Annotated in this window: 27 protein-coding genes; 23 read left to right on the top strand and 4 right to left on the bottom strand. The window is 70.2% G+C overall.

Annotated elements, in window-relative coordinates; genetic code table 11:
• The first annotated feature begins 280 nt into the window (after window positions 1–280).
• Entirely contained in the window at window positions 281–583 is a 303-nt protein-coding gene (locus tag ACPEH0_RS07175; RefSeq protein WP_366213658.1) for a DUF1540 domain-containing protein, read from the top strand.
• A gap of 22 nt (window positions 584–605) precedes the next feature.
• Here ACPEH0_RS07175 and ACPEH0_RS07170 read toward each other — a convergent pair whose 3' ends face one another.
• Window positions 606–1,415: a hypothetical protein gene (locus tag ACPEH0_RS07170; RefSeq protein WP_366213659.1), complete on the bottom strand. Its 810-nt coding sequence runs from the start codon at window positions 1,413–1,415 to the stop codon at window positions 606–608.
• A complete protein-coding gene (locus ACPEH0_RS07165) occupies window positions 1,415–1,786 on the bottom strand; it encodes a hypothetical protein (protein WP_064003690.1) in 372 nt (123 codons plus the stop codon). The genes ACPEH0_RS07170 and ACPEH0_RS07165 overlap by 1 nt, the downstream gene beginning before the upstream one ends.
• Window positions 1,787–1,877: 91 nt before the next feature.
• On the opposite strand from ACPEH0_RS07165, the gene ACPEH0_RS07160 reads away from it, so the two are divergent.
• From ACPEH0_RS07160 to ACPEH0_RS07145, 4 genes are all read left to right on the top strand, one after another.
• The gene (locus ACPEH0_RS07160; protein ID WP_359920938.1) at window positions 1,878–2,417 is read left to right on the top strand and encodes a YaeQ family protein; all 540 of its coding nucleotides are present in this window, start codon (window positions 1,878–1,880) and stop codon (window positions 2,415–2,417) included.
• Between the two features lie 90 nt (window positions 2,418–2,507).
• Window positions 2,508–2,987, top strand: a complete 480-nt coding sequence (locus ACPEH0_RS07155; protein WP_366213660.1) for a transporter substrate-binding domain-containing protein — start codon at window positions 2,508–2,510, stop codon at window positions 2,985–2,987.
• Window positions 2,984–3,964, top strand: a complete 981-nt coding sequence (locus ACPEH0_RS07150; protein ID WP_366213661.1) for a cation transporter — start codon at window positions 2,984–2,986, stop codon at window positions 3,962–3,964. Before ACPEH0_RS07155 ends, ACPEH0_RS07150 begins: the two co-directional genes overlap by 4 nt.
• Window positions 3,965–4,122: 158 nt before the next feature.
• A complete protein-coding gene (locus tag ACPEH0_RS07145; RefSeq protein WP_366213959.1) occupies window positions 4,123–5,229 on the top strand; it encodes a fatty acid desaturase family protein in 1,107 nt (368 codons plus the stop codon).
• Between the two features lie 9 nt (window positions 5,230–5,238).
• Here the strand turns inward: ACPEH0_RS07145 and ACPEH0_RS07140 are convergent, their stop codons facing one another.
• On the bottom strand, window positions 5,239–5,814 hold the full coding sequence (locus ACPEH0_RS07140) for a nitroreductase family protein (protein ID WP_366213662.1): 576 nt from the start codon (window positions 5,812–5,814) through the stop codon (window positions 5,239–5,241).
• 57 nt (window positions 5,815–5,871) lie between these two features.
• On the opposite strand from ACPEH0_RS07140, the gene ACPEH0_RS07135 reads away from it, so the two are divergent.
• The 8 genes from ACPEH0_RS07135 to ACPEH0_RS07100 all read left to right on the top strand — a co-directional run bounded on the left by ACPEH0_RS07135 (window position 5,872) and on the right by ACPEH0_RS07100 (window position 12,862).
• A complete protein-coding gene (locus tag ACPEH0_RS07135; RefSeq protein WP_366213663.1) occupies window positions 5,872–6,267 on the top strand; it encodes an SRPBCC family protein in 396 nt (131 codons plus the stop codon).
• Between the two features lie 86 nt (window positions 6,268–6,353).
• Window positions 6,354–7,913 (top strand): carboxyl transferase domain-containing protein, encoded by a 1,560-nt coding sequence (locus ACPEH0_RS07130; RefSeq protein WP_366213664.1) that lies wholly within the window; start codon window positions 6,354–6,356, stop codon window positions 7,911–7,913.
• Window positions 7,913–9,877 carry an acetyl-CoA carboxylase biotin carboxylase subunit gene (locus ACPEH0_RS07125; protein ID WP_366213665.1) on the top strand — a complete coding sequence of 655 codons (1,965 nt, stop codon included), beginning with the start codon at window positions 7,913–7,915 and terminating at the stop codon, window positions 9,875–9,877. The genes ACPEH0_RS07130 and ACPEH0_RS07125 overlap by 1 nt, the downstream gene beginning before the upstream one ends.
• Window positions 9,874–10,365, top strand: coding sequence for a MaoC family dehydratase (locus ACPEH0_RS07120; protein WP_366213666.1), 492 nt, complete (start codon window positions 9,874–9,876; stop codon window positions 10,363–10,365). Before ACPEH0_RS07125 ends, ACPEH0_RS07120 begins: the two co-directional genes overlap by 4 nt.
• Window positions 10,362–11,153 carry an HpcH/HpaI aldolase/citrate lyase family protein gene (locus ACPEH0_RS07115; protein ID WP_366213667.1) on the top strand — a complete coding sequence of 264 codons (792 nt, stop codon included), beginning with the start codon at window positions 10,362–10,364 and terminating at the stop codon, window positions 11,151–11,153. The genes ACPEH0_RS07120 and ACPEH0_RS07115 overlap by 4 nt, the downstream gene beginning before the upstream one ends.
• Window positions 11,150–11,725 (top strand): TetR/AcrR family transcriptional regulator, encoded by a 576-nt coding sequence (locus ACPEH0_RS07110; RefSeq protein ID WP_311860458.1) that lies wholly within the window; start codon window positions 11,150–11,152, stop codon window positions 11,723–11,725. The genes ACPEH0_RS07115 and ACPEH0_RS07110 overlap by 4 nt, the downstream gene beginning before the upstream one ends.
• Before the next feature lie 130 nt (window positions 11,726–11,855).
• The gene (locus tag ACPEH0_RS07105; protein ID WP_217529642.1) at window positions 11,856–12,551 is read left to right on the top strand and encodes an SDR family oxidoreductase; all 696 of its coding nucleotides are present in this window, start codon (window positions 11,856–11,858) and stop codon (window positions 12,549–12,551) included.
• Window positions 12,552–12,553: 2 nt separating this feature from the next.
• The gene (locus ACPEH0_RS07100; RefSeq protein WP_366213668.1) at window positions 12,554–12,862 is read left to right on the top strand and encodes a hypothetical protein; all 309 of its coding nucleotides are present in this window, start codon (window positions 12,554–12,556) and stop codon (window positions 12,860–12,862) included.
• A 203-nt stretch (window positions 12,863–13,065) separates the two neighbouring features.
• On the opposite strand, the gene ACPEH0_RS07095 is transcribed toward ACPEH0_RS07100, so the two are convergent.
• Window positions 13,066–14,235: an ROK family transcriptional regulator gene (locus tag ACPEH0_RS07095; RefSeq protein WP_366213669.1), complete on the bottom strand. Its 1,170-nt coding sequence runs from the start codon at window positions 14,233–14,235 to the stop codon at window positions 13,066–13,068.
• A 93-nt stretch (window positions 14,236–14,328) separates the two neighbouring features.
• Here ACPEH0_RS07095 and xylA point away from each other — a divergent pair, with 93 nt between their 5' ends.
• From xylA to ACPEH0_RS07045, 10 genes are all read left to right on the top strand, one after another.
• Window positions 14,329–15,516: a xylose isomerase gene (gene xylA, locus ACPEH0_RS07090; RefSeq protein ID WP_366213670.1), complete on the top strand. Its 1,188-nt coding sequence runs from the start codon at window positions 14,329–14,331 to the stop codon at window positions 15,514–15,516.
• A 1-nt stretch (window position 15,517) separates the two neighbouring features.
• Window positions 15,518–16,918, top strand: a complete 1,401-nt coding sequence (gene xylB / locus ACPEH0_RS07085) for a xylulokinase (protein ID WP_366213671.1) — start codon at window positions 15,518–15,520, stop codon at window positions 16,916–16,918.
• Window positions 16,915–17,616, top strand: a complete 702-nt coding sequence (locus tag ACPEH0_RS07080; protein ID WP_366213672.1) for a ThuA domain-containing protein — start codon at window positions 16,915–16,917, stop codon at window positions 17,614–17,616. The genes xylB and ACPEH0_RS07080 overlap by 4 nt, the downstream gene beginning before the upstream one ends.
• A complete protein-coding gene (locus ACPEH0_RS07075) occupies window positions 17,595–18,689 on the top strand; it encodes a Gfo/Idh/MocA family protein (RefSeq protein ID WP_217529634.1) in 1,095 nt (364 codons plus the stop codon). The genes ACPEH0_RS07080 and ACPEH0_RS07075 overlap by 22 nt, the downstream gene beginning before the upstream one ends.
• A 225-nt stretch (window positions 18,690–18,914) precedes the next feature.
• Window positions 18,915–19,898, top strand: a complete 984-nt coding sequence (locus ACPEH0_RS07070; protein WP_217529632.1) for an ABC transporter permease — start codon at window positions 18,915–18,917, stop codon at window positions 19,896–19,898.
• A gap of 17 nt (window positions 19,899–19,915) precedes the next feature.
• Window positions 19,916–20,848, top strand: a complete 933-nt coding sequence (locus ACPEH0_RS07065; protein ID WP_217529630.1) for a carbohydrate ABC transporter permease — start codon at window positions 19,916–19,918, stop codon at window positions 20,846–20,848.
• A 37-nt stretch (window positions 20,849–20,885) separates the two neighbouring features.
• The gene (locus ACPEH0_RS07060) at window positions 20,886–22,637 is read left to right on the top strand and encodes an ABC transporter substrate-binding protein (protein WP_366213673.1); all 1,752 of its coding nucleotides are present in this window, start codon (window positions 20,886–20,888) and stop codon (window positions 22,635–22,637) included.
• 237 nt (window positions 22,638–22,874) lie between these two features.
• Window positions 22,875–23,156: a metal-sensitive transcriptional regulator gene (locus ACPEH0_RS07055; RefSeq protein ID WP_366213674.1), complete on the top strand. Its 282-nt coding sequence runs from the start codon at window positions 22,875–22,877 to the stop codon at window positions 23,154–23,156.
• A 29-nt stretch (window positions 23,157–23,185) separates the two neighbouring features.
• Window positions 23,186–23,515, top strand: a complete 330-nt coding sequence (locus ACPEH0_RS07050) for a heavy-metal-associated domain-containing protein (RefSeq protein ID WP_366213675.1) — start codon at window positions 23,186–23,188, stop codon at window positions 23,513–23,515.
• The gene (locus tag ACPEH0_RS07045) at window positions 23,512–25,785 is read left to right on the top strand and encodes a heavy metal translocating P-type ATPase (protein WP_366213676.1); all 2,274 of its coding nucleotides are present in this window, start codon (window positions 23,512–23,514) and stop codon (window positions 25,783–25,785) included. The genes ACPEH0_RS07050 and ACPEH0_RS07045 overlap by 4 nt, the downstream gene beginning before the upstream one ends.
• Window positions 25,786–25,804 lie beyond the last annotated feature (19 nt).

The following is a 25,804-nucleotide window of genomic DNA, read 5'->3' as shown; positions in this document are numbered from 1 at the left end:
CGATGTTCCCCGTCGCCCGCGTCGGGTTTCGCGTCCGATCCGGGCTTTCCGCGCGCTGCGGAATGCAGGGAATCTACCATTTCCGCGCTCCTCGGCGGTGCCGGATGTGGAAGTCGACAGCCTGTGGTAGGCCTCGGCGGACCGTGAGTCACGACCCCGAGAGGCGAGGCTCACCTAACTTCGAAAGGGCGACTGATCGGGCAGATTTCTCGCGACTAAGGCTGTCCAACCTCCGGGGGTCGCGGAATACCCTCGAACCACCACGACCCTGGAGGCCTCCATGAGCATGACCCTCGACGACCTGCCCCGCGTGTCCGAGTGCAACGCCCTCGGCTGCTCCTACAACGACCACTCGCACTGCCACGCCGCGGCGGTGACGATCGGCGGCGCCCCCGGTGATGCCGAGTGCGCGACCTTCATCCCGCTCGGCACGAAGGGCGGACTCGACAAGGTCGTCAGCCACGTCGGCGCCTGTCAGGGCTCGGAGTGCGTCTTCAACTCGTCGCTCGAGTGCACGGCATCCGCTGTCCGCGTCGGACCCGGAGCCGAGTCCGCCGACTGCCTCACCTACCAGGCGGCCTGACGACGTCGGACGGCCGAGGCGGTCAGCTCGTCGCCTCGGCCGTCGGCGCGTCCGCGGAGAACACCTCGATGACACCGTCGCCGGCCACGAACTGCAGGCGCGTCCCCTCGGCGAACCTCTCCCGCAGCGCCGACGGCGCCTCGGGCCCGACGACGAAGGTGGCGGTGACGGAGAACGGCTCGACGCTGCATCCGCCGTATCCGCCCCAGATGCTGCCCTCCTCGCCCGCGGGCTCCCAGGCCTGGGGTGGGAGCAACTGAATGCACCGGGTCACACCCGTACCGGTCGGCATGGATCCGACGACGGGGGTGATCTCGCCGATCGGCTCGAACACGACGCCGTCGGCGGTGCCGCCGAGGTATCCGTCCGGCCATCCGCGGTCCTGATCCTCCGTCAGGGTCGCGACGTGCCGGATGTCGGTCCCGGGCGGGACGGATGCCGCCGTCCACACCGGACGGCTCGTCACGGCCGCCGTCACTCCGACCGCCAGGGTCGACGCCATCGCGAGCGACCCGACCCAGGTGAGACCCCTCAGGCGTCGACGCCGACGCTCGTCGGCTGCGCCCTCGGGCTTGCGCGGGGGCGCCACGAAGGCGCGCGCGGCGTCCGCGGGGGAGACCGGCGGCAGCGGGGGAACCTCGGGGTGCGGCGTCGTCGCACGAACGGATGCGGGCACTTGGTCGACGACGGGCGGGTGATCCCGCTCCCGCCGCGCACGGCCTTCGAGCTCTTCCAGCCGCCGGCGCGCGGCGTCGTCGCCGGCCAGGCCGTCGCCCGGGCCGTAGGCCCGTGCCTGCAGCGCGCGGAGCTCGGACTGCAGGCTCTCGTCCATCAGAGACCGAGCGCTTCGGGATCGACCGAGCCGGCTTCGACCTCGACCTCTGCGAGCGACTTCGTCTGCAGGAACGTGCAGAGGATGGACACCATCGCGAGCTCGGCGGACAGCTCGAGGGTGCGCCCGGCATCCATCTTCAGGTCGGTCTCGCGCGCCTCGAACGTGATGCCCCAGTGAATGGACCCCAGCGGCTCGGGCTGGAGATAGGTCAGGGTCATCGAGTCGAGCAGGTTGAGGGCGATGAGGCCCGTGTCGCGGCCGTCGGCGCCGTCCTGGGGAATGACCTTCACGCGCTCGCTGATCGAGTAACCCAGCGCGGCGAACTCCTCGAGCCACTGCTCGAGCATCTCCTGGCTGTGGAACGGCATGCGCGTGGCTCCTCGCTCTGGATCGCCGGTCGGGATGCGACCATTATGTCCCGTGACCGCGTCGCGGGGCATCCCGGCCTAGGCTCGTCGGATGGCCATCGGATCCACGATGCACACCTTCACCGTGCAGCTCGCCGACGTCGACCGCGGCGTCTACGAGGAACTCTCGCTCCGCCTCGCGCGGCACCCGTCCGAGACGGCGGCGAACGTCCTCCTGCGTGTGCTCGCGTACTCCCTCGAATACGAGGAGGGCATCGCGTTCAGCGAGGGCATCGCCGCGACGGATGAACCGGCCGTCCTCGTCCGCGACGCGACGGGACGCCTGACGGCGTGGATCGAGGTGGGGGCTCCGGATGCCGCGCGACTCCACACCGGCAGCAAGGCGGCCGGCCGCGTGGCCGTGTACACGCACCGCGAGCCGAATCGCCTGGCCCAGGCGTGGGCGGGCAAGACCATCCACCGCGGCGCCGACATCCCGCTCTACAGCTTCGAGAAGGACTTCTTTGAGGATGCGGCATCCGCTCTCGAGCGACGCAACGCCGTGACGGTGTCCGTCACTGAGCGGCAGCTCTACCTCGACGTCAACGGCCGCTCGTCGTCGTCGGCGATCGCCGAGCAGTCGGTCGGCTGACCTCCTCCCCGGTGCTGCCGACCGCGCGGCTGTCAACCCCGGTGAGGGCGGTTCGGGCGCCTCTCCTAGGGTGACGCAGAGGAGGTTCGGATGTCACGTCGAGCGCAGGCGGTCGTCGCCGCATCCCTCATCGTCGCCCTGGGGCTCGTGGGCTGCGGGGTCCGACCCGCGGACACCGACGGCACGCTGGATCGTGTGGCCGAGAGCGGCGTGCTGCGGGCGGGGGTGACCGAGAACCCGCCGTGGACCTCAACCGGCGACGGCCGGGCGTCCGGAAGCGAGGTCGCGCTCCTCGAGCGGTTCGCGGCGCGGCACGGCGCCGCCGTCGAGTGGCGCGCGGGCACCGAAGAGGTCCTCGTCGACGCGCTCCACGCCGGGAGCCTCGATGTCGTCGTGGGCGGACTCACCGACGCGACGCCGTGGAAGGATGACGCGGCAGTCACGGATGTGTATCGCGAGACGACGAGTCCCTCGGGCGAGGTCGAGAAACATGTCATGCTGACGCGAGCGGGCGAGAACGGGTTCCTGATGGAGCTCGAGGTGTTCCTACGCGAGGAGGCCCGCGGATGAGGCGCGACGCGCTCCGGGACGGCCTGGACGACGACGGTCGACGCGCACTGCGCAGCGCTGTGCGCATGGAGTGGGCGACGATCGCCTTCCTCGCCGTCGCGATCCCCGTCGTCGGCGTCGTGACCGGCAGTTCGCAGGCGATGAGCGCCGCGTGGGTCGAGGACATGCTCTCGCTCGCCCCGCCCCTCGCCTTCCTCATCGCCGTGCGGGTGATGGCGCGCGCCGCGAACCCGCGCTACCCCTACGGCTACTTCCGCTCAGTCGGGGTCGCCCACCTCGTGGCCGGAGTGGCGTTGTTCGCCATGGGATCGTTCCTCCTGGTCGACTCCGCGCTGACCCTCGTCCGCGGCGAGCGCCCGCCCATCGGCTCGGTCGAGGTGGTCGGCCAGTCTGTGTGGCTCGGCTGGTTCATGATGGCCGTCATGGCGGCGACGATCCCGCTCCCCATCTGGTTCGGGCGGGTCAAGATGCGGCTCGCGCGGCAGCTGCACAACAAGGTGCTCTATGCCGACGCCGACATGAACAAGGCGGACTGGATGACGGCGGTCGGCTCGATCGTCGGGGTCGGTGGCATCGGTCTCGGGATCTGGTGGGCGGATGCGGCGGCGGCGATCTTCATCTCGGGCAGCATCCTCTGGGACGGCGTGAAGAACACGAAGGGCGCGATCACCGACCTCATGGACACACGGGCGACCACCTTCGACGACGCGAAGCCGCATCCCGACATCGACCGGATCCATGACCACCTGTCGTCGCTGCGCTGGGTCGACGAGGTACGCACCCGCACCCGCGATCAGGGTCAGTTCTTCCACGTCGAGGCCTTCGTCCGGCCGCGGAAGGGGCGGATGCCGCGGCTCGCGGAGATCGAGCAGGCGCAGGCCGAGTGCCGTGAACTGGACTGGAAGATGCACGACGTCGTCATCGTGCCGGTGCGTGGATTCCCCGAGACGGCGTCGGCCCGCTCCGGCGAGAGCTGAGCGGCTGGACCTGGGCGCCCCCTGGCAGTCGCGTGGGTATCGCCGATGCATGCCGCAACCGCGATGCCCTTCCCCGTAGCGTGGCCCTCAAGTGATCGGCATCCGTCAGTTGCTTCCTCTCCGCCGCAGCGGACACCCGATTCCGAGCAGGTGCCCCCATCGCTTCATCCGTCGCCGAGTCACGTCTCGGTCCCGTCCGTCAGACCTATTCCGGAACAGCGCAGTTCCCTCCGATGGCGAAGGCGTTCACCGACGTCTCGCGCATCGTCCGCGAGACGGGGCTGCTGCGCCGCACGCCGATCTTCTACCTCATGGTCGGCGCCGCGCTGGCTCTCGCCTTCGGCGGAGCCGTCACCGGTTTCATCCTTCTCGGCGACAGCTGGTTCCAGCTGCTCATCGCGGGGGCGCTCGGCATCATCTTCACGCAGGTCGCGTTCCTCGCCCACGAGGCCGCGCACCGTCAGATCCTGAGCTCCGGCCCCGGCAACGACCGTCTCGCCCGCATCCTCGCCGCGGGCGTCGTCGGCATCAGCTACGCCTGGTGGACCGGCAAGCACACGCGTCACCACGCCAACCCGAACCGTGTCGGCAAGGACCCCGACATCGAGATCGACACGATCTCGTTCATCGAGACGGATGCCGCATCGGCCCGCGGTCTGCGCCGCGCGATCACGAAGCGTCAGGGGTGGCTCTTCTTCCCGCTGCTCACGCTCGAGGGGCTGAACCTCCACTACCTCGGACTGAAGTACCTGTTCACCGAGAAGGACGTCAAGGGGCGCTGGCTCGAGATCGGCATGATCGCCCTCCGCCTGGCCGTCGTGATCGTCCCGGTGTTCCTGCTGCTGCCGCTCGGCATGGCGTTCGCCTTCCTCGGCGTCCAGCTCGCCGTGTTCGGCGTCTACATGGGGGCGTCCTTCGCCCCGAACCACAAGGGGATGCCGGTGATCGCCCCCGACGCCAAGCTCGACTTCTTCAGCAAGCAGGTGCGCACGTCGCGCAACATCCGCGGCGGCTGGTGGGCGACGTGGCTCATGGGCGGTCTGAACTACCAGGTCGAGCACCACCTCTTCCCGAACATGCCCCGCCCCGCTCTGTCGAAGGCGCGCGAGATCGTTCGCGAGCACTGCGCGACGCTGGGTGTGCCCTACACCGAGACGAGCCTCGGCCGGTCGTACGCGATCGTCATCGATTACCTCAACCGGGTGGGTCTGGCCGCGCGCGACCCGTTCGACTGCCCCGCAGCCGCGACGATGCGTCGCGGCTGACGCCGCACGTCAGCGCGGCAGAGCGCCGAGGAACGGCTCGGGATCGAGCGGTTTCCTCGGCGCTTCGTCGATCCGGGCGCGCAGGTCGGGGTCGATGCTGCCGACGTAGAGCCACCCCATGAGCAGTTCGTCGTCCGCGAGTCCGTGCAGCGCGCGGACCTCGGGGGAGTTCACGAGCAGCCCCGTCCGCCACATGACGCCCCACCCCGCGCGCCAGAGCGCGAGCTCGAGCAGGTGCGCTGCGCCTGCGGCGGTCGCCTGCTGCTCCCAGACGGGGACGGCGGGGTGCGGCTTCGGGCTCGCGACGACGGCGATGAGGAGGTCGGCGCGGAAGGGCTTGCCGTTGCGGTCACCCGGTTCGCGTTCCACTCCGGCGGCGGCGTCGAGCGCCTCGCCCAGGCGTGCGCGGTCGTCGCCGCGGAGGGTGATGAGACGCCAGGGTCGCAGCGCCTTGTGGTCGGCGACGGGGGTGACGGCGGCGAGCAGGTCGCGCAGGTCGTCGTCGGTGGGCGCGCCCGGCCCGACCTTCGCGAGCGACCGCCGCATCGCCATCGCCTGCAGCACGGGGTCGTCGAATGTCGTCATCCGTCCATCCTCGCCGCTCCCGATGCCGGTGTCGCTGGCGCGCGATAACCTCCGGGCATGACCTGGCCCGCGCTCCATCTCTCCCGCTCGATCGAGCGCTCCCCGCGCGAGGTGATCGCCTTCGTCGGCGACCCCGCGAACCTGCCGCGCTGGGCGGCGGGGCTGAGCACCGGCATCCGTCACGAGGGCGGACGCTGGCTCGCCGACTCGCCGATGGGCGACATCGGGGTCGCGTTCCCGGGGCCGGTCGAGGCGGGCATCCTCGATCACGACGTCACCCTGCCGGACGGCACCGTCGTCCACAATCCGATGCGCGTCCTGCGCAACGACGACGGCAGCGAGGTCGTCTTCACGCTCTACCGCCGCGACGGGGTGACCGACGCGGAGTTCGCGGAGGATGCCGCGGCCATCGAGGCCGACCTCGAGTCGCTGCGGGCGATCCTCGAGGCCTGACCCTTCCGAAGCGGCGATCGCGGTGTTATCGTTCCTTCGGTTAGCGAACGTTAACTGAAGCATTCTCTTCGGAGGTGCCGTCGACGATGACAGCCCCCACGTATCCCGACCTGATCGCCGAGCTCGAGCGTCGCCGCGCGGACGCCGCGCGCGGTGGCCCCGAGCGGGCCCGGGAGCGCCACACGGCGCGCGGCAAACTCCTCGCCCGCGACCGCGTCGACACGGTGCTCGATCCGGGCAGCCCGTTCCTCGAGGTCGGGGCGCTCGCGGGGCTCGACCTGTACGACGACGAGTGTCCCGCCGGTGGTGTCGTCGCGGGGGTGGGGCTCGTCCACGGTCGCCACGTCATGGTCGTCGCGAACGACGCGACGGTGAAGGGCGGCACCTACTACCCGATCACCGTCAAGAAGCACCTGCGCGCGCAGGAGATCGCGGCCGAGAACCGGCTGCCGTGCATCTATCTCGTCGACTCGGGCGGCGCGTTCCTGCCGATGCAGGACGAGGTCTTCCCCGACCGCGACCACTTCGGGCGCATCTTCTACAACCAGGCCCGGATGTCGCGCAACGGCATCCCTCAGATCGCCGCCGTGCTCGGCTCGTCGACCGCCGGCGGCGCGTACGTGCCCGCGATGAGCGACGAGACCGTCATCGTGCGCAACCAGGGGACGATCTTCCTCGGCGGACCGCCGCTCGTGAAGGCGGCGACCGGCGAGGTGGTCTCGGCCGAGGACCTCGGCGGCGGCGACCTGCACACGAAGGTCTCGGGCGTCACCGACCACCTCGCCGAGAATGACGAGCACGCGCTGCAGATCGTCCGCGACATCGTCGCGACCCTCCCCGCCCCGGCACCCCTGCGCGAGCAGCCCGAGCCGGTCACCCCACCCGCGGCCGATCCGGCCACGCTCGCGGACGTCGTCCCCGTCGAACTCACGACGCCCTACGACGCCCGCGAGATCGTCGACCGGATCGTCGACGGCGGCTCGTGGCACGAGTTCAAACGCGAGTACGGCGAGACGCTCGTGACCGGGTTCGCGCGCCTGCACGGGCACCGGGTGGGCGTGCTCGCGAACAACGGTGTCCTGTTCGGGGAGTCGGCGCTGAAGGGCGCGCATTTCATCGAGCTGTGCGACCAGCGCGGCATCCCGCTCGTCTTCCTGCAGAACATCACGGGCTTCATGGTCGGCCGCGAGTACGAGTCGGCCGGCATCGCCAAGCACGGCGCGAAGATGGTCAACGCCGTCGCCTGCGCGTCGGTGCCCAAACTCACTGTCGTCGTCGGCGGATCGTTCGGCGCCGGGACCTACTCGATGTGCGGGCGGGCCTATTCACCGCGGTTCCTGTGGCTGTGGCCCGGGGCGCGGGTGTCGGTCATGGGCGGTCCGCAGGCGGCATCCGTCCTCTCCACCGTCCGCCGCGAGCAGATCGAAGCGCGCGGTGAGGAGTGGTCGGCGGACGACGAGGCGGCGTTCCAGGCGCCGATCCGTGCGCAGTACGAGGTGCAGGGCAGCCCGTACTACTCGACGGCGCGCCTCTGGGACGACGGCATCCTCGGCCCCGCCGAGACGCGCGACGCCCTCGGCCTCGCCCTGAACGTCTGCCTGCGGGCCCCCTTCGACGCGCCGGGCTACGGCGTCTTCCGGATGTGATGCGCATGTTCTCCACCGTCCTGGTCGCGAACCGCGGCGAGATCGCCTGCCGCGTCATCCGCACACTGCGGGAGCTCGGCATCCGCTCGGTCGCCGTCTACAGCGACGCGGATGCCGGGGCCCGCCACGTCGCGCTCGCCGACGAGGCCGTGCGGCTCGGGCCCGCGCCCGCCGCGCAGAGCTACCTCGACATCGACGCGGTGATCGCCGCGGCCCGAGCGACGGGGGCCGAGGCGATCCACCCCGGTTACGGGTTCCTATCCGAGAACACCGCCTTCGCGGCGGCGTGCGAGCGGGCCGGGATCGTGTTCATCGGGCCGAGCGCCGACGCGATCCGCACGATGGGCGACAAGATCGCCGCGAAGCACGCCGTCGAAGCGCGCGGCGTACCCACGGTGCCCGGCGTCGCGCGAGCCGGTATGGCCGACGACGAACTCATCGCCGCGGCGCCCGAGGTCGGCTATCCGCTGCTCATCAAGCCGTCCGCGGGCGGCGGGGGCAAGGGGATGCACGTCGTGACGGATGCCGCGGCCCTCCCGGCCGCGCTCGCCGCCGCCCGCCGTGAAGCGGGCGCGAGCTTCGGCGACGACACCCTGTTCCTCGAGCGCTACGTCGACACCCCGCGGCACATCGAGGTGCAGGTGCTCGCCGATGCGCACGGCAACGTCGTGCACCTGGGCGAGCGGGAGTGCTCGCTGCAGCGTCGGCACCAGAAAGTCATCGAAGAGGCGCCGTCGCCGCTGCTCGACGAGGCGACCCGCGCGCGCATCGGGCAGGCCGCGTGCGAGACCGCGCGGAGCGTCGACTACCGAGGTGCGGGGACGGTCGAGTTCATCGTGGCGGCGGACCGCCCCGACGAGTTCTTCTTCATGGAGATGAACACCCGCCTGCAGGTCGAGCACCCCGTCACCGAGGAGGTCACCGGCATCGACCTCGTCGCGGCGCAGCTGCGGATCGCCGCGGGGGAGCCGCTCGGGTTCGGGCAGGACGACGTCGTGCTCACGGGGCACAGCATCGAGGCGCGGGTGTACGCGGAGGATCCCGCGGCGGGCTTCCTGCCGACCGGCGGGCGCGTCGTGCGGGTCGTGCACCCGGTGGGCCCCGGCATCCGGGTCGACAGCGCCCTCGCCGACGGGCTCGACGTGTCGGTCGACTACGACCCCATGCTCGCGAAGGTCATCGCCACGGGCCGGACCCGCGACGAGGCGCGACGCCGGCTCGTCGCCGCCCTCGGCGACACCGCGGTGCTCGGGTTCGAGACGAACCTCTCGTTCCTGCGCGCGCTGCTCGAGCTGCCGGCGGTGGCGGCGGGCGAGCTCGACACGGGGCTCATCGCCCGCGAGCTCGACGGGCTCGTCGCGACGGGCGATCCGGACGACGTGTTCGTCGAGGCGGCGCTGCTGCTCGACGCCGCCGTCCCCCGCGGGGACGATCCGTGGCACCGGGCGGACGGGTGGCGTCTGGGTCCACCCGCGCCGCGGCGGTACCGGCTGGCGGCCGGCGGCGAGGAGCGCGCGGTCGAGCTCGTCGGCGACCGGGTGATCGTCGGCGGGACGGAGGTCGCGGCATCCGTCCGGGACCTCGGCGACCGGTTCGCGGTGCGGGTCGGCGATCGCAGCGCCACGGTCGTCGCGGCCGTCCACGGCGACCGCGTGTGGCTCTCGCGCGGCGGCCGCGCGCGCGAGGTGCGCCGGGTGAGCCTCGACCACCGCCGCGACGCGCATGCGTCGGCCGTGCCCGAGCTCGTCTCGCCCATGCCGGGCGTCGTCGTGATGACGTCGGTCGCCGACGGCGCGGTGGTGTCGGCCGGTGACGCCGTGGTCGTCGTCGAGGCGATGAAGATGGAGCATGTCGTCCGGGCCGAGGTCGCCGGTACGGTGGCGCTGCGGGTCGCGACGGGCGACAGCGTGGGCCGCGGGCAGACGCTCGCCGTCGTGATCCCGACGCAGGAGGAGGACGCATGAGTGAGGACGTGCCCCGGCGCATCGTGCAGCGCGGGCTGTACTTCGACGAGCTGGAGGAGGGCGCCGTCTACGTGCACAGCCCGGGCCGCACCGTGACCGAGGCCGACAACGTGCTGTTCACCACGCTGACGATGAACACGCAGTCGTTGCACCTGGATGCCGCGTGGGCCGAGCAGACCGAGTTCGGCGAGCGGCTGGTCAACAGCATGTTCACCCTGTCGACGCTCGTCGGCCTGTCGGTCGCGCAGCTCACGCAGGGGACGATCGTCGCGAACCTCGGCTTCTCGGAGGTCACCTTCCCCGCCGCCGTGCGGCACGGCGACACGCTCTACGCTGAGACCGTCGTCGCGTCGAAGCGCGCGTCGACGTCGCGCCCCGGGCAGGGGATCGTCGAGTTCGTGCACACGATGCGCAACCAGCACGACCAGGTCGTCGCGACCGCACGTCGGTCGACGCTCATGCGGATGTCGCCGGAGGCCGCGGCATGAGCCTCGGCCCCGCGCTCCTGTTCTGTCCCGCCGACCGTCCCGAGCGGTACGCGAAGGCGCTCGCCGCCGCCGACACCGTGATCCTCGACCTCGAGGACGCCGTCGCGCCGGAGGGCAAAGCGGGCGCGCGGACGGCGCTCGCGGCGGCGGACGTCGACGCCTCACGCGTGATCGTGCGGGTGAACCCGGCATCCACTCCCGAACTCGCGCACGATCTCGCGGCTCTGCAGGGCACGCCGTTCCGTCGGCTGATGCTCGCGAAGGCCGAGGAAACACCCGAGGTCGACGCGCTCGAGGGGTACCGGGTCATCGCGCTGTGCGAGACGCCGCGCGGCGTCGAGAACGCGGGCGCGCTGGCGCGGCATCCGCTCGTCGACGCACTCATGTGGGGCGCCGAGGACCTGGTCGCCGGCATCGGGGGACGCTCGAGCCGATTCGACGATGGGCGCTACCGCGACGTCGCTCGGCACGCGCGCTCGCGGGTGCTGATCGCCGCCGCGGCGGCGGGGATCGACGCGATCGACGCCGTGCACCTCGACATCGCCGACACCGCCGGGCTCGAGGACGAGGCGCGGGATGCCGCGGCCTCGGGGTTCGCGGCGACCGCCTGCATCCATCCCTCCCAGGTCGAGGTCATCCGCCGTGCCTACGCGGCGACCCCCGACGAGGTCGAGTGGGCCGAGGCGGTGCTCGACGAGGCGACGCGGCAGCCCGGGGTGTTCCGGTTCCGCGGACGGATGATCGACGAGCCCGTGCTGAGACAGGCGCGGCGGACCCTGTCGCGATGACGACCTGGCGGGCGACGCAGAAGGCGAACCGGCGGGCCGAGCTGATGGCGTCGGCCGCGCGGCTGTTCGCCGAGCGCGGCTTCGCCGCCGTCTCGACCGCCGACCTCGGCGACGCCGTCGGCATGAGCGGTCCGGCGCTGTATCGGCACTTCGCGAGCAAGGAGGCGCTGCTCTGCGACCTGCTGCTCGACGCGAGCGAGCGGCTGCTCGAGGGTGGGCGCGCGCTGACGGCCTCGGGCGGGGACCCGCGGCAGGTGTTCGAGGCGCTCATCGCGTTCCACCTCGAGTTCGCCACGAGCGACGCGGACGTCATCCGGGTGCAGGACCGGGAGCTCGCCAACCTGCCGGCGGACGTCAACCAGCAGGTGCGGCGGCTGCAGCGCGAGTACGTGCGGGAGTGGGACAGGCCGTTCGCGGCGCTCCGCCCCGACCTCGCCGACGCCGAGCGCGAGACGCGGCTGCTCGCCGCCTTCGGCCTGCTGAACTCGACCCCGCACTCGGCCGCGCCGAGCGCAGACCGGGCGGGCGGCATCCTGGCCGGCATGGCCCGGCGCGCGCTGCTGGGCGACTGAGGCGGCGCGCCGGTTCGTCGGTTCGCCGTGTCGGTTCGCGAGGAGATGACGGTTGTCGAGGAGGTTTTCGGCCCGATCGGTCCTCGGGAAGCCGCATCTCCTCGGGAACGTCCGATGACAGGATGAGGGGATGCCGCACACCATCGTCCTCACCGGTGCCGGATCGGGCATCGGGCAGCTCCTCGCCGAGCGCCTGACCGAGCGGGGCGACCGCCTCGTCCTCGTGGCGCGCGACGCCGACCGGGCGGAGGACCTCGCGGCCGAGCACCCCGGGGCCGCGATGATCGTCGCCGACCTCGCGCAGCCCGCATCGCTCGCCGCGGCCGTTGCGGCATCCGATCTTCCCGATGGGATCGACGCGGTCGTGCACGCGGCGGGGATCGTCGACCTCGGGCACGTCGAGGACCTCACGGTCGACTCGTGGCAGGACCAGCTCGCGGTCAACCTCGTCTCGCCCGCCGAACTCACGCGCCTGCTGCTGCCGCGCGTGCGCGCCGCGCGGGGACAGGTGCTGTTCGTGAACTCCGGTGCCGGCCTCACCGCCCACCCGCAGTGGGCCGCGTACGCCGCGTCGAAGCACGGGCTCAAGGCGCTCGCCGATGCGCTGCGCGGCGAAGAGGCCGCCCACGGCGTCCGCGTCACGACGGTCTACCCGGGTCGCACTGCGACGCCGATGCAGGCCCAGGTCCACGCGCAGGAGGGGAAGGACTACGACGCGGATGCGTGGATCCAGCCGGCATCCGTCGTCACCGCCGTGCTCACCGCCCTCGACCTGCCGCGCGACGCCGCCATCACCGACCTGTCGGTCAGACCCGGCCCCCGCTGACGATGCTCCGGACGGCGACCGTCGAGGATGCCGCGGCGCGCGACCGCGAGCCGATGTGGCGGCGGCTCGTCACCGAGGACGAGAGACCGACGGGGTTCCTGCACGTGCGGCTGGGGGAGACCGTCGAGCTGCTGAGCCTGTACGTCCTGCCCGACCTTTTCGATCGGGGGATCGGGTCGGCCCTCCACGAGCGGTTCGACGAGATACGCGGCGATCGTCCGGCCGAACGCGCGCGCGGTCGGCGGGCGACGGACCGCACGCGCGACGGCGTCGCCGGCATCCCGTTCGTCACCTGGCGTCTCGGCGACTGACGCCGTCGGCGGCGGATCCCGGGCCGTTCTCCGGATGGATCGCCTCGAGGGAGGCATTGCGGGGCACGTTCCTCGCATCCCTCCGGAGAACGGTTCGCCGTTGGTGTGCCGAGCGCAGGTTCAGCGCTGCATACGGGGGTGTCGACGCGCCCCGGCGGCATCTCACCCTGCATCCGGCACACGCGGCGAGGGCCGCGCGCCGCTCAGACGGGCTGCGGGTTCGCCAGCACGCGTTCGAAGACGGCTTCGGCGGCGCCGATGAGCAGGCGGTGATCCGCCAGGCCGGCGGGCAGGATCCGCAGGTCCTCGCCGCAGGCGGGCATCGCCTGCGCGCGCACGGCCTGCTCGAGGGCTGCGACGTCGAGTCCCGCGAGCACCGCGAGGAAGCCGCCGAGCACGACGGCGGAGGGGTTCAGCACGTTCACGGCGTTCGCGAGTGCGGTGGCCAGGATGCGGCGCTGCCGCTCGACCTCTCCCGCGACCGACGGGGTGTCGATCTGCGCCGCGAGCGCGTCGCCGAGCTCGCGGTCGTCGCCGCGGCCCAGTCCCACGACCGACAGCAGTCGGGCGCGGCTGACCTCGTCCTCCAGGACGCCGTCGCGGGCCCGCCGGTCGGCGAGGGTGGCGATGCCGGGGCGGTTCTGCCCGAACTCCCCGGCATAGCCGCCGGCGCCGACCACCGGCATCCCGTTCACGATGATGCCGCCGCCGATGCCGCTCGCGCCGCCGTTGAGGTAGACCGCGTTGTCGATGCCGCTCGCGGCGCCGAAGAGGTGCTCGGCGACGGTGCCGAGGGTGGCGTCGTTGCCGACGACGACGGGGATGCCGGTGGCCGCCGCGACGACGTCGCGCAGGGGCACGTCGACCCAGCCGAGGTGCGGCGCGTCCCGGACGAGACCGTCCTCGACCCGGACGAGCCCGGGCACGGCGAGTCCGACGCCGAGGATGCGGGCGTCCGCCAGCTCGGCCCGGCGCCAGGTCGCGATCTGCGCGGCGACGAGGTCGGCGGTCGCCTCGGGGGTGAGGAGGTGCTCCTGCGGCAGGTCGACGACGGCGCGGATGCCGCGGTCGAGGCCGACGGCGGCGATCTCGAGCGCGTCGACCTCGGGGTTGACGGCGATGGCGACGACGGCGGGGTCGACGCAGACGACGGGGGAGGGGCGGCCGACGCGGTGCGAGGGGTCGGGTGCGCGCTCGACGACGAGGCCGAACGAGACGAGGGTCGCGACGAGGTCGGCGACGGTCGACCGGTTGAGCCCGGTCGACTCGGTGAGCGCGGCGCGGGACTGCGGGCCCTCGCGGTGGACGATCCCCAGGATGCTGCCAAGGTTGGCGCGCCGGACGGATTCGACGGTTCGCCCTTGCTCGGTCACGGACCCACCATAGCCATCACGTGGGGTTTGTGGCGGCGGCGCGCCTGGTATACGTTGCTGCTAACAACAATTAATGGTTCGCGAAGGAGCGACATGGTCACCCCCACCCCCGCAGACAAGTTCAGCTTCGGCCTGTGGACCGTCGGCTACAACGGCACCGACCCCTTCGGCGGACCGACGCGACCCCCGCTCGACACCGTCCACGCCGTCGAGAAGCTCGCCGAGCTCGGCGCCTACGGCCTCACCTTCCACGACGACGACCTGTTCGCCTTCGGGTCGAGCGACGCCGAGCGCCAGCGCGAGATCGACCGCCTCAAGGGCGCACTCGACGCGACCGGGATGATCGTCCCGATGGTCACGACCAACCTCTTCAGCGCGCCCGTCTTCAAGGACGGCGGCTTCACCGCCAACGACCGCGACGTCCGCCGCTTCGCCCTCCGCAAGGTGTTCCGTCAGCTCGACCTCGGGGCCGAGCTCGGCGCCAAGACCTTCGTCATGTGGGGCGGCCGCGAGGGCGCCGAGTACGACTCCGCGAAGGACATCCGCCAGGCGCTCGAGCGGTACCGCGAGGCCGTCAACCTGCTCGGCGACTACGTCACCGACAAGGGCTACGACATCCGCTTCGCGATCGAGCCGAAGCCGAACGAGCCGCGCGGCGACATCCTGCTGCCGACGCTCGGTCACGCGATCGCCTTCATCGACTCGCTCGAGCGGCCCGAGCTCGTCGGCCTCAACCCCGAGGTCGGTCACGAGCAGATGGCGGGTCTGAACTTCGCCGCCGGCATCGCCCAGGCGCTCTACCACCGCAAGCTCTTCCACATCGACCTCAACGGGCAGCGCGGCATCAAGTACGACCAGGACCTCGTGTTCGGCCACGGCGACCTGCACAACGCGTTCGCGCTCGTCGACCTGCTCGAGAACGGCGGCCCCGGCGGCGTCCCCGCCTACGAGGGCCCGCGTCACTTCGACTACAAGCCGAGCCGCACCGAGGACGAGACCGGCGTGTGGGAGTCCGCGGCCGCCAACATGCGCACCTACCTGCTTCTCAAGGAGCGGGCGCAGGCGTTCCGCGCCGACCCCGAGGTGCAGGAGGCCCTCGCGGCCGCCAAGGTCGACGAGCTCGCGACGCCGACCCTGAACCCGGGCGAGACGTACGAGGACTTCCTCGCGGACCGCTCCGCGTATGAGGACTTCGACCCGAGCGTCTACCTCGGCGGCAAGGGCGGCGGCTTCGTGCGGCTGCAGCAGCTGGCGACCGAGCACCTGCTGGGCGCACGCTGACGTGACGCTCGTCATGGGCGTCGACTCGTCGACGCAGTCCTGCAAGGTCGTCATCGTCGACGCCGCGACCGGGGCGGTCGTCCGCTCCGGTCGCGCGTCGCACCCCGAGGGCACGTCGGTCGATCCCGAGGCCTGGTGGACCGCGCTGCAGAGCGCGATCGCGGATGCCGGAGGCATCGACGACGTCGAGGCGTGGTCGATCGGGGGCCAGCAGCACGGCATGGTCGCGCTCGACGCGGCGGGCACGGTGGTGCGCGACGCGCTGCTGTGGAACGACACGCGCTCGGGGCAGGCGGCATCCGATCTCACGGCCGAGTTCGGCGCCGAGACGCTCGCGCAGCGCACGGGTCTGGTGCCGGTCGCCTCGTTCACGATCACGAAGCTCCGCTGGCTGCGCGACGCCGAGCCCGAGAATGCGGCGCGGGTGGCCGCGGTCGCCCTGCCGCACGACTGGCTGACGTGGCGCCTGCGCGGGTTCGGTCCCGGGAATCCGCAGCTCGACGAGCTCGTCACCGATCGCTCGGATGCCTCGGGCACCGGTTACTGGGACCCCGCGTCGGACGGCTACGACCGCGACCTGCTCGCGGCGGCGCTCGGTCACGACGCGGTGCTGCCCCGCGTGCTCGGCCCGCTCGAGTGGGTGACGGATGCCGCCGGCCGCCGCGTCGGGCCGGGTGCGGGCGACAACGCCGGCGCCGCCCTCGGCGTCGGTGCGACGGCGGGCGACGTCGTCGTGTCGATCGGTACGTCGGGCACGGTCTTCGCCGTCAGCGACACCCGGACGATCGACCCGACCGGGACGGCCGCGGGCTTCGCCGATGCGACGGGGCGGTTCCTGCCGCTCGTCGCGACGCTCAACGCGGCCCGGGTTCTCGACGCGATCGCTCGCCTGCTCGGCGTCGACCACGACGGTCTCACCGAGCTGGCGGCCGCCGCCGAGCCCGGAGCGGGCGGTGTCGTGCTCGTGCCCTGGTTCGAGGGGGAGCGCACGCCCAACCTGCCCACGGCGCGCGCGTCGCTCGACGGTCTGTCGCTCGAGAACACGACGCGGGAGAACCTCGCCCGCGCCGCCGTCGAGGGCATGCTCGCAGGCCTCGCGACGGGGCTCGAGGCGATCCGGAGCCTCGGTGTCGCCACCGAGCGGGTGCTGCTCGTGGGCGGCGCGGCGCGCAACCCCGGGGTCGCCGCCGTCGCGGCGCAGGTGTTCGACGTGCCCGTGGCCGTGCCGTCGCCGGGGGAGTACGTGGCCCAGGGCGCGGCCCGCCAGGCGGCGGCCGTGCTCGCCGGGTCGTGGCCGGAGTGGCCGGTCGAGATGGACCGGGATGCGGCATCCGACCCCCGTCCCGAAGTGCGGGAGCGCTACGACCGCGTCGCCGCGCGACGAGCGGCGGAGCTGCGGTGACGGGCCGGCGCGCGCTCATCGTCCGCGGCGGCTGGGACGGGCACCATCCCGTCGCGGCGACGGACATGTTCCGCCCGTTCCTCACCGAGAACGGCTTCGAGGTACGCGTCGAGGAGTCGAACGAGGTCTACGCCGACGCCGCCGTGATGGCCGAGACCGATCTCATCGTCCAGGCGGTCACGATGTCGTCGATCTCGGATGCCGCGGTGAAAGGGCTCCGCGCCGCCGTCGAGGCCGGCACCGGTCTCGCCGGCTGGCACGGCGGGATCGCCGACTCGTACCGCGGCAGCTCGGACTACCTGCAGCTCGTCGGCGGCCAGTTCGCGACCCACCCGGGCCGGCATCCCGACGAACGGCCGGGCGACGAGCGCGACAACTACCTCGACCACACCATCGAGATCACCGACCTCGGCCGACGTCACGAGATCACCGCCGGCGTCGACGACTTCGTGTTGCACTCAGAGCAGTACTGGGTGCTGCACGACGACCTCATCGACGTCCTCGCCACGACGACGCATCCGACGCAGGACTACCACCCGTGGCATCGCCCGATCGTGAGCCCGGCGGTCTGGACCCGCCTCTGGGGCGCCGGTCGCGTCTTCGTCGCCACCCCGGGCCACACCCCCGAGGTGCTGGCCGATCCGCACGTGCGGACCATCGTCGAAAGGGGACTGCTGTGGGCGGCCCGCACTCCGTAGGGATCGTCGGTCTCGGCGTCATCTCCCGTCAATACCTCGACCTGTTCGCGGCGAGCTCGTCGGCGCGGGTCGCCGCGGTGGCGGATCTCGACAGCGAGCGCGCGGCCCAGGTGGCGGCTGCCGTCCCCGGTGCCCGGGCGCTCAGCGTCGATGAGCTCATGGCCGATCCCGAGGTCGAGACGGTGCTGAACCTGACGGTGCCCGCCGCACACGCCGACATCGCCCACGCGGCGATCGCGGCCGGCAAGTCCGTGCACGGCGAGAAGCCGTTGGCCCTGCATGTCGCCGATGGACGGGCGATCCTGGATGCCGCGTCCGCCGCCGGCGTGCGGGTCACCTCGGCCCCCGACACGGTGCTCGGCACCGGCATCCAGACGGCGCGTCGGCTCGTCGACGACGGTGTCATCGGTCGGCCCATGGCGGCCAGTGCGACGTGGGTATCGCCGGGTCACGAGCTGTGGCACCCCGCGCCCGGGTTCTACTACGCGCCCGGGGGAGGACCCCTCTTCGACATGGGACCGTACTACCTCACGAGCCTCGTGCACCTGCTCGGACCGATCGTGGCCGTCACGGGTGCCGCGCGGCGCGCACGCGCGGAACGCACCATCGCGACGGGTCCTCGGGCCGGTGAGCGGATCGAGGTCGAGGTCGACACGCACGTGAGCGGGCTCCTCGAGCATGCTGGCGGCGCGGTGTCGACGATCGTGACGAGCTTCGACGCGGTCGCGACGACATCCCCGCCGATCGAGGTGCACGGCGACCGGGGATCGCTCGTCGTGCCCGACCCGAACATGTTCGACGGCGAGGTCCGGCTGAACGAGCTGGGCGACGACGGGTGGCGTGCGGTCCCCGCCTCGGCCGGGTACGAGGGCTCGGGCCGCGGTATCGGGCTCATCGACGCCGTCGCGGCGGGCGGGCCCGGCCGCGCGAGCGGAGCGCTGGCCCTGCACGTGCTCGATGCGATGGAGAGCCTGCTGCGGTCGTCGGCCGAGGGACGTCGAGTGACCCTCGACACGGCCGTCGAGAGGCCGCCGCTCGTGCCGTTGACACCCGCCGCACAGTGGTCGCGATAGCCGCGCCAACCTGCACTTTCCGCGTGAACTGAACGCCGCCCCGCCGACCGGACGGGGCGGCGTTTTCGCGTGACCGAAACGTGATGTTTGACGCTGCCCCGATCGGGCGTTATCTTCATATCGAAGCGGTTCGACGGGTCTTCGACGGCGAACGAGGGAAGCGCTTCGATCACGAAGGAGTGAGATGTTCCGCCACATGTCCGAGCGTGCGATTCGGCGCGACCGATGACGCAACAGGCGATCGTCACCGAGGCTGCGGCCGCGACGATCGAGGAGAAGGCACCGCACCGGCCCGAGCAGCGGGTCTCGAAGAACCGGCGATCGTTCCGGATGTTCCTGTGCATCGTCCCGTTTCTCGTCCTCGTCTTCCTGTTCTCCTACTTCCCCCTCTACGGGTGGATCTACTCGCTGTACGACTACCGACCGGCCCTCGGGCTCGCGGGCAGCGACTTCGTCGGCCTGCAGTGGTTCCAGCTGCTCGTGGGATCCCCGACCCAGGTCGCCCAGGTCGGGCAGGTCGTCATCAACACGCTGGCGATCAGCTTCCTCGGGATCGCGACGTCGATCCTGCCGCTGGCCTTCGCGATCTTCCTCAACGAGATCAAGGCGCCGTGGTTCCGCAACTCGGTGCAGACGCTGACGACGCTCCCCAACTTCATCTCGTGGGTGCTCGTCTACATGATCGCCTTCTCGCTCTTCTCGAGCTCGGGCCTCGTGAACGGCATCCTCTCGGACGCGGGCCTCATCACGACGCCGGTGAAGTTCCTCGACACCGACCAGAACGTGTGGATCACGATGACGCTCTGGTCGATCTGGAAGGGGCTCGGCTGGGGCGCGATCATCTACCTCGCCGCGATCGCCGGCATCGACCAGTCGCTGTACGAGTCGGCCGAGATCGACGGCGCGGGGCGCTTCCAGAAGATGTGGTACATCACCGTCCCGCAGCTCATGCCGACCTACCTCGTGCTCCTGCTGCTGTCGATCGCGAACCTGCTCAACAACGGGATGGAGCAGTACTTCGTGTTCCAGAACGCCTTCAACAAGGACTACATCCAGGTGCTCGACCTGTACGTCTACAACATCGGCATGACGGGCAACAACCTGTCGATGGCGACGGCGATCGGCATGTTGAAGAGCCTCATCTCCGTCATCCTCCTGTTCACCGTCAACGGGATCGCCAAGCGCGTGCGCGGCGAATCCATCGTCTGAGTCAGGAGCGCACCGTCATGGTCACCACGACTCCCACCCGCCGCGAGATCCGACGGGGCACCGACATGTCGGGCCGCTTCGTCTTCGCGATCGTCAACTACGGCGTCTTCCTCGCGCTCGCCTTCGTCTGCGCATACCCGTTCTACTACCTGATCATCAACTCGATCAGCTCGAACGACCTCGCCGCTCTCGGACAGATCCGGTGGCTGCCCAGCGGCATCCACTTTTCCAACTACGAGCAGGTGTTCCAGCTCGGCGGGCTCACGCAGGCCGCGATCGTCTCGGTCGGTCGAACCGTCATCGGCACCGTCGCGGCGGTGCTCGCCTCGGCGTTCCTCGGCTTCATGTTCACGCAGACCCGCATGTGGGGTCGCAAGTTCTGGTACCGCTTCGTCATCATCACGATGTACTTCAGCGCCGGCCTCATCCCGGTGTTCATCATCGTCCGCAACCTCGGACTGACGAACAACTTCTGGGTCTACGTCCTGCCGTTCGTCGTGCAGCCGTTCTTCATCATCCTCGTGAAGACCTACGTCGAGGCGATGCCGAGCGAACTGCAGGAGGCGGCCGAGATGGACGGAGCGAACATCCTGCAGATCTTCTTCCGGGTCTACCTGCCCAACATGACGCCGATCCTCGCGACCGTGGCGATCTTCTCGGCGGTGGCGCAGTGGAACAGCTTCCAGGACACCCTCATCTACATCACCGACCAGAGTCTCTACACCCTGCAGTACCTGCTCTACATGTTCATCAACCAGGCGAACAGCCTGGCCCTCGCCATGCAGAACGGCGGCAACCTCACCTCGATCGTCGACGCGGCCACGAGCCAGACCCCGACGTCGATCCGGATGACGATCTCGGTGATCGTCATCCTGCCGATCATCTTCGTCTACCCGCTGTTCCAGCGCTTCTTCGTCAAGGGCATCATGCTCGGCGCGGTCAAGGGCTGAATCGACCGATCCCGGTCACACCACCGAGAGGAAAGCAATGAAGCTATCACGCAAGGCCATCGGCCCCGTCGCCGCTCTGGCGACGGTCGGGCTGCTGAGCGCCTGCACCGGCCCCGCCGCGAATCAGGAGCGCGAGGCCATCTCCGAGTTCCCCGACAAATGGGACAAGCCGATCACGATCGACGTGTTCGACGGGCTCGCCAACTACATGGGCATGCAGGAGGGCTGGTTCGGCAAGCTCGTCGAGGACAAGTTCAACATGAAGCTCAACATCATCGCCCCGAACGTCGCGGGCGGCGGTGACACGCTCTTCAACACGCGTGTGACGGCGGGTGACCTCGGCGACCTGATCATCACCGACAAGGGCCAGCGCCTCGAGGAGCTCGCCGAAGGCGGTCTGCTGCTGGACTCCGAGAGCTTCTACCCGGCGATGAAGAACGTCGGCCGCTTCGACGCCGCCGTCGACCGCATCAACGAGGACCTGGGTGCCACGTACGCCTTCCCCTCGCAGGTGTCCTCGCTCAAGCCGACCGAGCCCTCCGAGGGGCTCGACCCGACCTTCGGCCCCTACCTGCGCTGGGACCTTTACAAAGAGGTCGGCTACCCCGAGATCGGCACGCTCGAGGACCTCCTGCCGGTGCTCAAGAAGATGCAGGATGCCGAGCCCACCGCTCCGAACGGACAGAAGACCTACGCGGTCTCGCTGTTCAAGGACTGGGACGGCAACATGCTGAACAACGCGAAGCAGCCCACCACCTACTACGGCTTCGACGAGGTCGGCTTCGCCCTCGCGAAGGGCGACGGCTCGGAGTACCAGGGCATCCTCGACGACGACGGCCAGTACGTCCGTGCGCTGCGCTTCTTCTACGAGGCGAACCAGCTCGGCATCCTCGACCCCGACTCGACGACCCAGAACTACGACACCCTGTGGACGAAGTATCAGAACGGGCAGGTCCTGTACTCGTTCTGGCCCTGGCTCGGTCAGGCGGCCTACAACACGGACGCCAACGTCAACGAGGGCCGCGGCTTCATGATGGCGCCGATGGACGACATGAACATCTTCTCGTACGGGGCTGAGGCGTACGGCGGCAAGCAGGTGTTCGCGATCGGCTCGAAGGCCGAGGACCCCGAGCGCATCGCCGCGTTCATCGACTGGCTGTTCTCGCCCGAGGGTGCGCTGGCCAACAACAGCCAGACGCAGGGCGCCGCGGGACCGCAGGGCCTCACGTGGGAGATCAACGCCGACGGTGAGCCCGAGCTCAACGAGCTGGGTCACAAGGTGTTCTTCGAAGGTGATGCCGAGGTCCCGGCCGAGTGGGGCGGCGGCAGCTACATCGACGGCGCGTCGCAGCTGAACATCAGCGCGGTCCTGCCGATCGACACCGACCCGAACACCGGCTTCCCGTACAGCTACAAGCTGTGGCCGACGTATCAGGCCGAGACGAGCAACCCGGTCACGGACGACTGGTCGGCCAAGATGGGCGCGACGACGACGATGGACTACCTGCGCGAGAACGACCAGCTGTTGGTCGGGCCCGGCGCGAGCTACACCCCGGAGGCCGACTCGTCCGAGATCGAGACGCTGCGCAACCAGGCCAAGGCGGCGATCGTGCAGACCTCGTGGCAGATGGTGTTCGCCGAGAACGACGCGCAGTTCGACTCGCTGTTCGCCTCGCTGCAGGAGACGGCCACGGGCCTCGGTTACGACAAGGTCCTCGAGGTCGACATGAGCCGGGCTGAAGAGCAGGATGCCGCGCGCAAGGCCGTCGCGGCGGAGTTCGGCGGCTGAGCTCAGCCACCGCAGTGACGAAGGGCCCCGTCGGATGATCCGGCGGGGCTTTTCGTCTGGCGAATCTAGACCTCTCCCGAGGGCACGATCTCATTGAGCGCCGATACTCGGCCTTATGTCACGACAGATCTGAGTCGGATACTCGAACGAGGCTGTTGCTCAGTGCCTTTCAGGCATGGCCACGGGAATTTTGTGACCGAGTTGCCCCATATACGGTAGGGGGGTACCGTACCCGTTATGAACGGGTACACGACACACAAGGACGATCTGCTGAAGCGGCTGCGCCGCGCGGAGGGTCAGGTTCGTGGAATCGCGCGGATGGTCGAGGAGGACAAGTACTGCATCGACGTCCTCACGCAGGTCTCCGCGGCCACGAAGGCCCTTGAGTCGGTCGCTCTGTCGCTGTTGGCCGACCACCTGTCGCATTGCGTTGCTGAGGCCAGCGCCGAGGGTGGCGCGTTTGCGGAAGAAAAAGTCCGCGAAGCCAACGAGGCGATCGCCCGTCTGGTCCGTTCCTAACCCACCAACCCACCTCTGAGGAGACGATGATGAACACCGAGAACCGCAACGATCTGGGCTTGAAAGACACCGGGGCTGGCTGTGCCTGCTGCGCGACCGCATCGGTTCCCGAGAGCGCGGATGCGGTGACGGCCGCGGTGACGTCTGACGTGCTGGTGACGGGGATGACCTGCTCACACTGCGTGTCGAGCGTCACGGAGGAGTTGTCCGCGATCGACGGGGTGGAGGGTGTGTCGGTGGACCTGAATGCGGGCGGCACGTCGCGGGTGACGATCCGCAGCTCGACGCCGATCCCTGCCGCTGCTGTGGAGGCGGCGGTGGAGGAGGCTGGCTACGCCGTGGCCGGCAGCACGTCATGAGCGCAGTCGATGTCGAACTCGACATCACCGGGATGACCTGCGCGTCATGTGCGACCCGGATCGAGCGAAAGCTCAACAAGCTGCCGGGTGTGGAAGCGACCGTCAACTACGCCACCGAGAAGGCTCGCGTGCGCGGTGCGGACGTCGACTCGGCCACACTGATCGCCGCAGTCGAATCCGCCGGCTACCAAGCTGCGATTCCGGCGCCGCCGGTTGCCGAGACCTCGGATGAACCGGGTGCGCCAGTGGATCGTGATCTGGTGTCGCTGCGGCACCGGCTGCTGATCAGCACTGCTCTGTCGGTGCCCGTTGCGGTGCTGTCGATGATTCCGGTGCTGCAGTTCGAATACTGGCAGTGGCTCGCGCTCACCCTCACCGCCCCAGTGGCGGTGTGGGGCGCGTGGCCGTTCCACCGTGCTGCGGCGGTCAACGCCCGTCACGGTGCCGCCACGATGGATACGCTCATTAGCGTCGGGGTGATCGCCGCGTTCGGTTGGTCGTTGTATGCCCTGTTTTTCGGTGGCGCCGGCATGGCGGGCATGACGATGACGTTCACGCTCATCGGCACCCCGCAGGCGGGCGGGCATGAGATCTACCTCGAGGTCGCCGCGTTGGTGACGGTGTTCATCTTGGCCGGCCGGTACGCCGAGGCTCGCGCCCGCAAGTCATCGTCCGAAGCGCTGCGCGCTTTGCTCGAGCTGGGAGCGAAAGACGCCGTCAAGCTCGTTGACGGTGTGGAACAGCGAGTCCCGGTCAGCCAGCTGATTGTGGGGGATGTCGTTCTGGTCCGGCCTGGGGAGAAGATCCCCTCCGATGGGCTCGTCGTCGACGGGTCCTCGGCGATCGATGCGAGCATGCTCACGGGCGAATCCGCCCCGGTTGAGGTCGGTGTGGGTTCCCGTGTGGTGGGTGCGACGGTCAACGTCGGTGGCCGGCTCACGGTGGAGATCACCCGCGTGGGCGCAGACACCGAACTGTCGCGGATGCGGCGGTTGATGGAGGAGGCGCAGACCGGCAAAGCCCGGGTGCAGCGCCTCGCCGACCGGGTGTCCGGGATCTTTGTCCCCATCGTGATCGTGCTGGCTATCGCCGCGTTCGCGGGCTGGCTGCTGGGCGGCGGGTCCGTGGAGTTGGCGTTCACCGCCGCGGTCGCGACGCTCATCATCGCGTGCCCGTGCGCGCTCGGCCTGGCCACACCGACCGCATTGTTAGTAGGCACCGGTCGGGGCTCTCAGATGGGGATCCTGATTCGGGGACCGCAGGTGCTGGAGCAGACCCGCAAGGTCGACACGATCGTGCTGGATAAGACCGGCACCGTCACCACCGGCACCATGGCCGTGACCGCCGTGCACCCCGCTCCCGGGATCACTCGGGAGGAGCTGCTGGCCGCGGCTGCGGCGGTGGAGTCCGGGTCGGAGCATCCTGTCGCCCGCGCGATCGTCGCTGAAAGCGTCACTGTCACGCCGGCGGAGACGTTCGACTCTCACGCCGGGTTTGGGGTGCAGGGCATCGTCGCAGGCTCTCTCGTCGTCGCCGGCCGTCCGTCCTGGCTGCAGGAGCAGTGGGGCATCCGCCCCGCCACGCAACTACAGCACGACGCAGACGCGCTGCAAACCGCGGGAGCAACCGTCGTCGCCATCGGCCGTGACGGGACACACCTGGGGATCGTCGCGGTCGCCGACACAGTCAAACCCACCAGCGCGGAGGCGATCGCCCGGTTCCGGGCGTTGGGTATGACACCGGTGCTGCTCACCGGCGACAACGATGGTGCTGCTCGGGAGATTGCTCGACAGGTCGGCATCGAACAGGTGCACGCCGGCGTCACCCCCGCTGGGAAGCTCGACGTGGTCCGCCAGCTACAAAGCGACGGGCGTGTGGTGGCGATGGTTGGTGACGGTGTCAACGACGCCGCCGCTCTCGCTGCCGCCGACCTCGGCCTCGCGATGGGTGGCGGCACGGATGCCGCGATCGCTGCGAGCGACATCACTGTTGTCTCCGGTGACCTGTTGGTGGTCGCTGACGCGATCCGGCTGGCACGCCGCACCCTGGGCACCATCAAAGGCAACCTGTTTTGGGCGTTCGCGTACAACGTCGCCGCGATCCCGGTCGCGATGGCCGGGTTGCTTAACCCGCTAGTCGCCGCGGCCGCGATGGCATTGTCTTCGGTGTTCGTTGTCACCAACAGTCTGCGCCTGCGCGGGTTCCGCACCCTCCCGGCAAGCTCGAGGCCCGCTACCTCCGAACCGGCCCGCGTTTCCGTTCGGGCCTGACCTGCATCTGTCCGATGCG

The organism is Microbacterium sp. NPDC079356, assembly GCF_049545465.1.
Taxonomy (GTDB): domain Bacteria; phylum Actinomycetota; class Actinomycetes; order Actinomycetales; family Microbacteriaceae; genus Microbacterium; species Microbacterium gawkjiense.
Note: the sequence above shows the minus strand (reverse complement) of the source record. Positions and strands in the feature narration are given on the sequence as shown.

Excerpts from the sequence above, each read along its gene's own strand:
- ACPEH0_RS07175 (WP_366213658.1), top strand. The coding sequence starts at position 281 with ATGAGCATGACCCTCGACGACCTGCCCCGCGTGTCCGAGTGCAACGCC.
- ACPEH0_RS07170 (WP_366213659.1), bottom strand. The coding sequence starts at position 1,415 with ATGGACGAGAGCCTGCAGTCCGAGCTCCGCGCGCTGCAGGCACGGGCC.
- ACPEH0_RS07165 (WP_064003690.1), bottom strand. The coding sequence starts at position 1,786 with ATGCCGTTCCACAGCCAGGAGATGCTCGAGCAGTGGCTCGAGGAGTTC.
- ACPEH0_RS07160 (WP_359920938.1), top strand. The coding sequence starts at position 1,878 with ATGGCCATCGGATCCACGATGCACACCTTCACCGTGCAGCTCGCCGAC.
- ACPEH0_RS07155 (WP_366213660.1), top strand. The coding sequence starts at position 2,508 with ATGTCACGTCGAGCGCAGGCGGTCGTCGCCGCATCCCTCATCGTCGCC.
- ACPEH0_RS07150 (WP_366213661.1), top strand. The coding sequence starts at position 2,984 with ATGAGGCGCGACGCGCTCCGGGACGGCCTGGACGACGACGGTCGACGC.
- ACPEH0_RS07140 (WP_366213662.1), bottom strand. The coding sequence starts at position 5,814 with ATGACGACATTCGACGACCCCGTGCTGCAGGCGATGGCGATGCGGCGG.
- ACPEH0_RS07135 (WP_366213663.1), top strand. The coding sequence starts at position 5,872 with ATGACCTGGCCCGCGCTCCATCTCTCCCGCTCGATCGAGCGCTCCCCG.
- ACPEH0_RS07130 (WP_366213664.1), top strand. The coding sequence starts at position 6,354 with ATGACAGCCCCCACGTATCCCGACCTGATCGCCGAGCTCGAGCGTCGC.
- ACPEH0_RS07125 (WP_366213665.1), top strand. The coding sequence starts at position 7,913 with ATGCGCATGTTCTCCACCGTCCTGGTCGCGAACCGCGGCGAGATCGCC.
- ACPEH0_RS07120 (WP_366213666.1), top strand. The coding sequence starts at position 9,874 with ATGAGTGAGGACGTGCCCCGGCGCATCGTGCAGCGCGGGCTGTACTTC.
- ACPEH0_RS07115 (WP_366213667.1), top strand. The coding sequence starts at position 10,362 with ATGAGCCTCGGCCCCGCGCTCCTGTTCTGTCCCGCCGACCGTCCCGAG.
- ACPEH0_RS07110 (WP_311860458.1), top strand. The coding sequence starts at position 11,150 with ATGACGACCTGGCGGGCGACGCAGAAGGCGAACCGGCGGGCCGAGCTG.
- ACPEH0_RS07105 (WP_217529642.1), top strand. The coding sequence starts at position 11,856 with ATGCCGCACACCATCGTCCTCACCGGTGCCGGATCGGGCATCGGGCAG.
- ACPEH0_RS07100 (WP_366213668.1), top strand. The coding sequence starts at position 12,554 with ATGCTCCGGACGGCGACCGTCGAGGATGCCGCGGCGCGCGACCGCGAG.
- xylA (WP_366213670.1), top strand. The coding sequence starts at position 14,329 with ATGGTCACCCCCACCCCCGCAGACAAGTTCAGCTTCGGCCTGTGGACC.
- ACPEH0_RS07070 (WP_217529632.1), top strand. The coding sequence starts at position 18,915 with ATGACGCAACAGGCGATCGTCACCGAGGCTGCGGCCGCGACGATCGAG.
- ACPEH0_RS07065 (WP_217529630.1), top strand. The coding sequence starts at position 19,916 with ATGGTCACCACGACTCCCACCCGCCGCGAGATCCGACGGGGCACCGAC.
- ACPEH0_RS07060 (WP_366213673.1), top strand. The coding sequence starts at position 20,886 with ATGAAGCTATCACGCAAGGCCATCGGCCCCGTCGCCGCTCTGGCGACG.
- ACPEH0_RS07055 (WP_366213674.1), top strand. The coding sequence starts at position 22,875 with ATGAACGGGTACACGACACACAAGGACGATCTGCTGAAGCGGCTGCGC.
- ACPEH0_RS07050 (WP_366213675.1), top strand. The coding sequence starts at position 23,186 with ATGAACACCGAGAACCGCAACGATCTGGGCTTGAAAGACACCGGGGCT.
- ACPEH0_RS07045 (WP_366213676.1), top strand. The coding sequence starts at position 23,512 with ATGAGCGCAGTCGATGTCGAACTCGACATCACCGGGATGACCTGCGCG.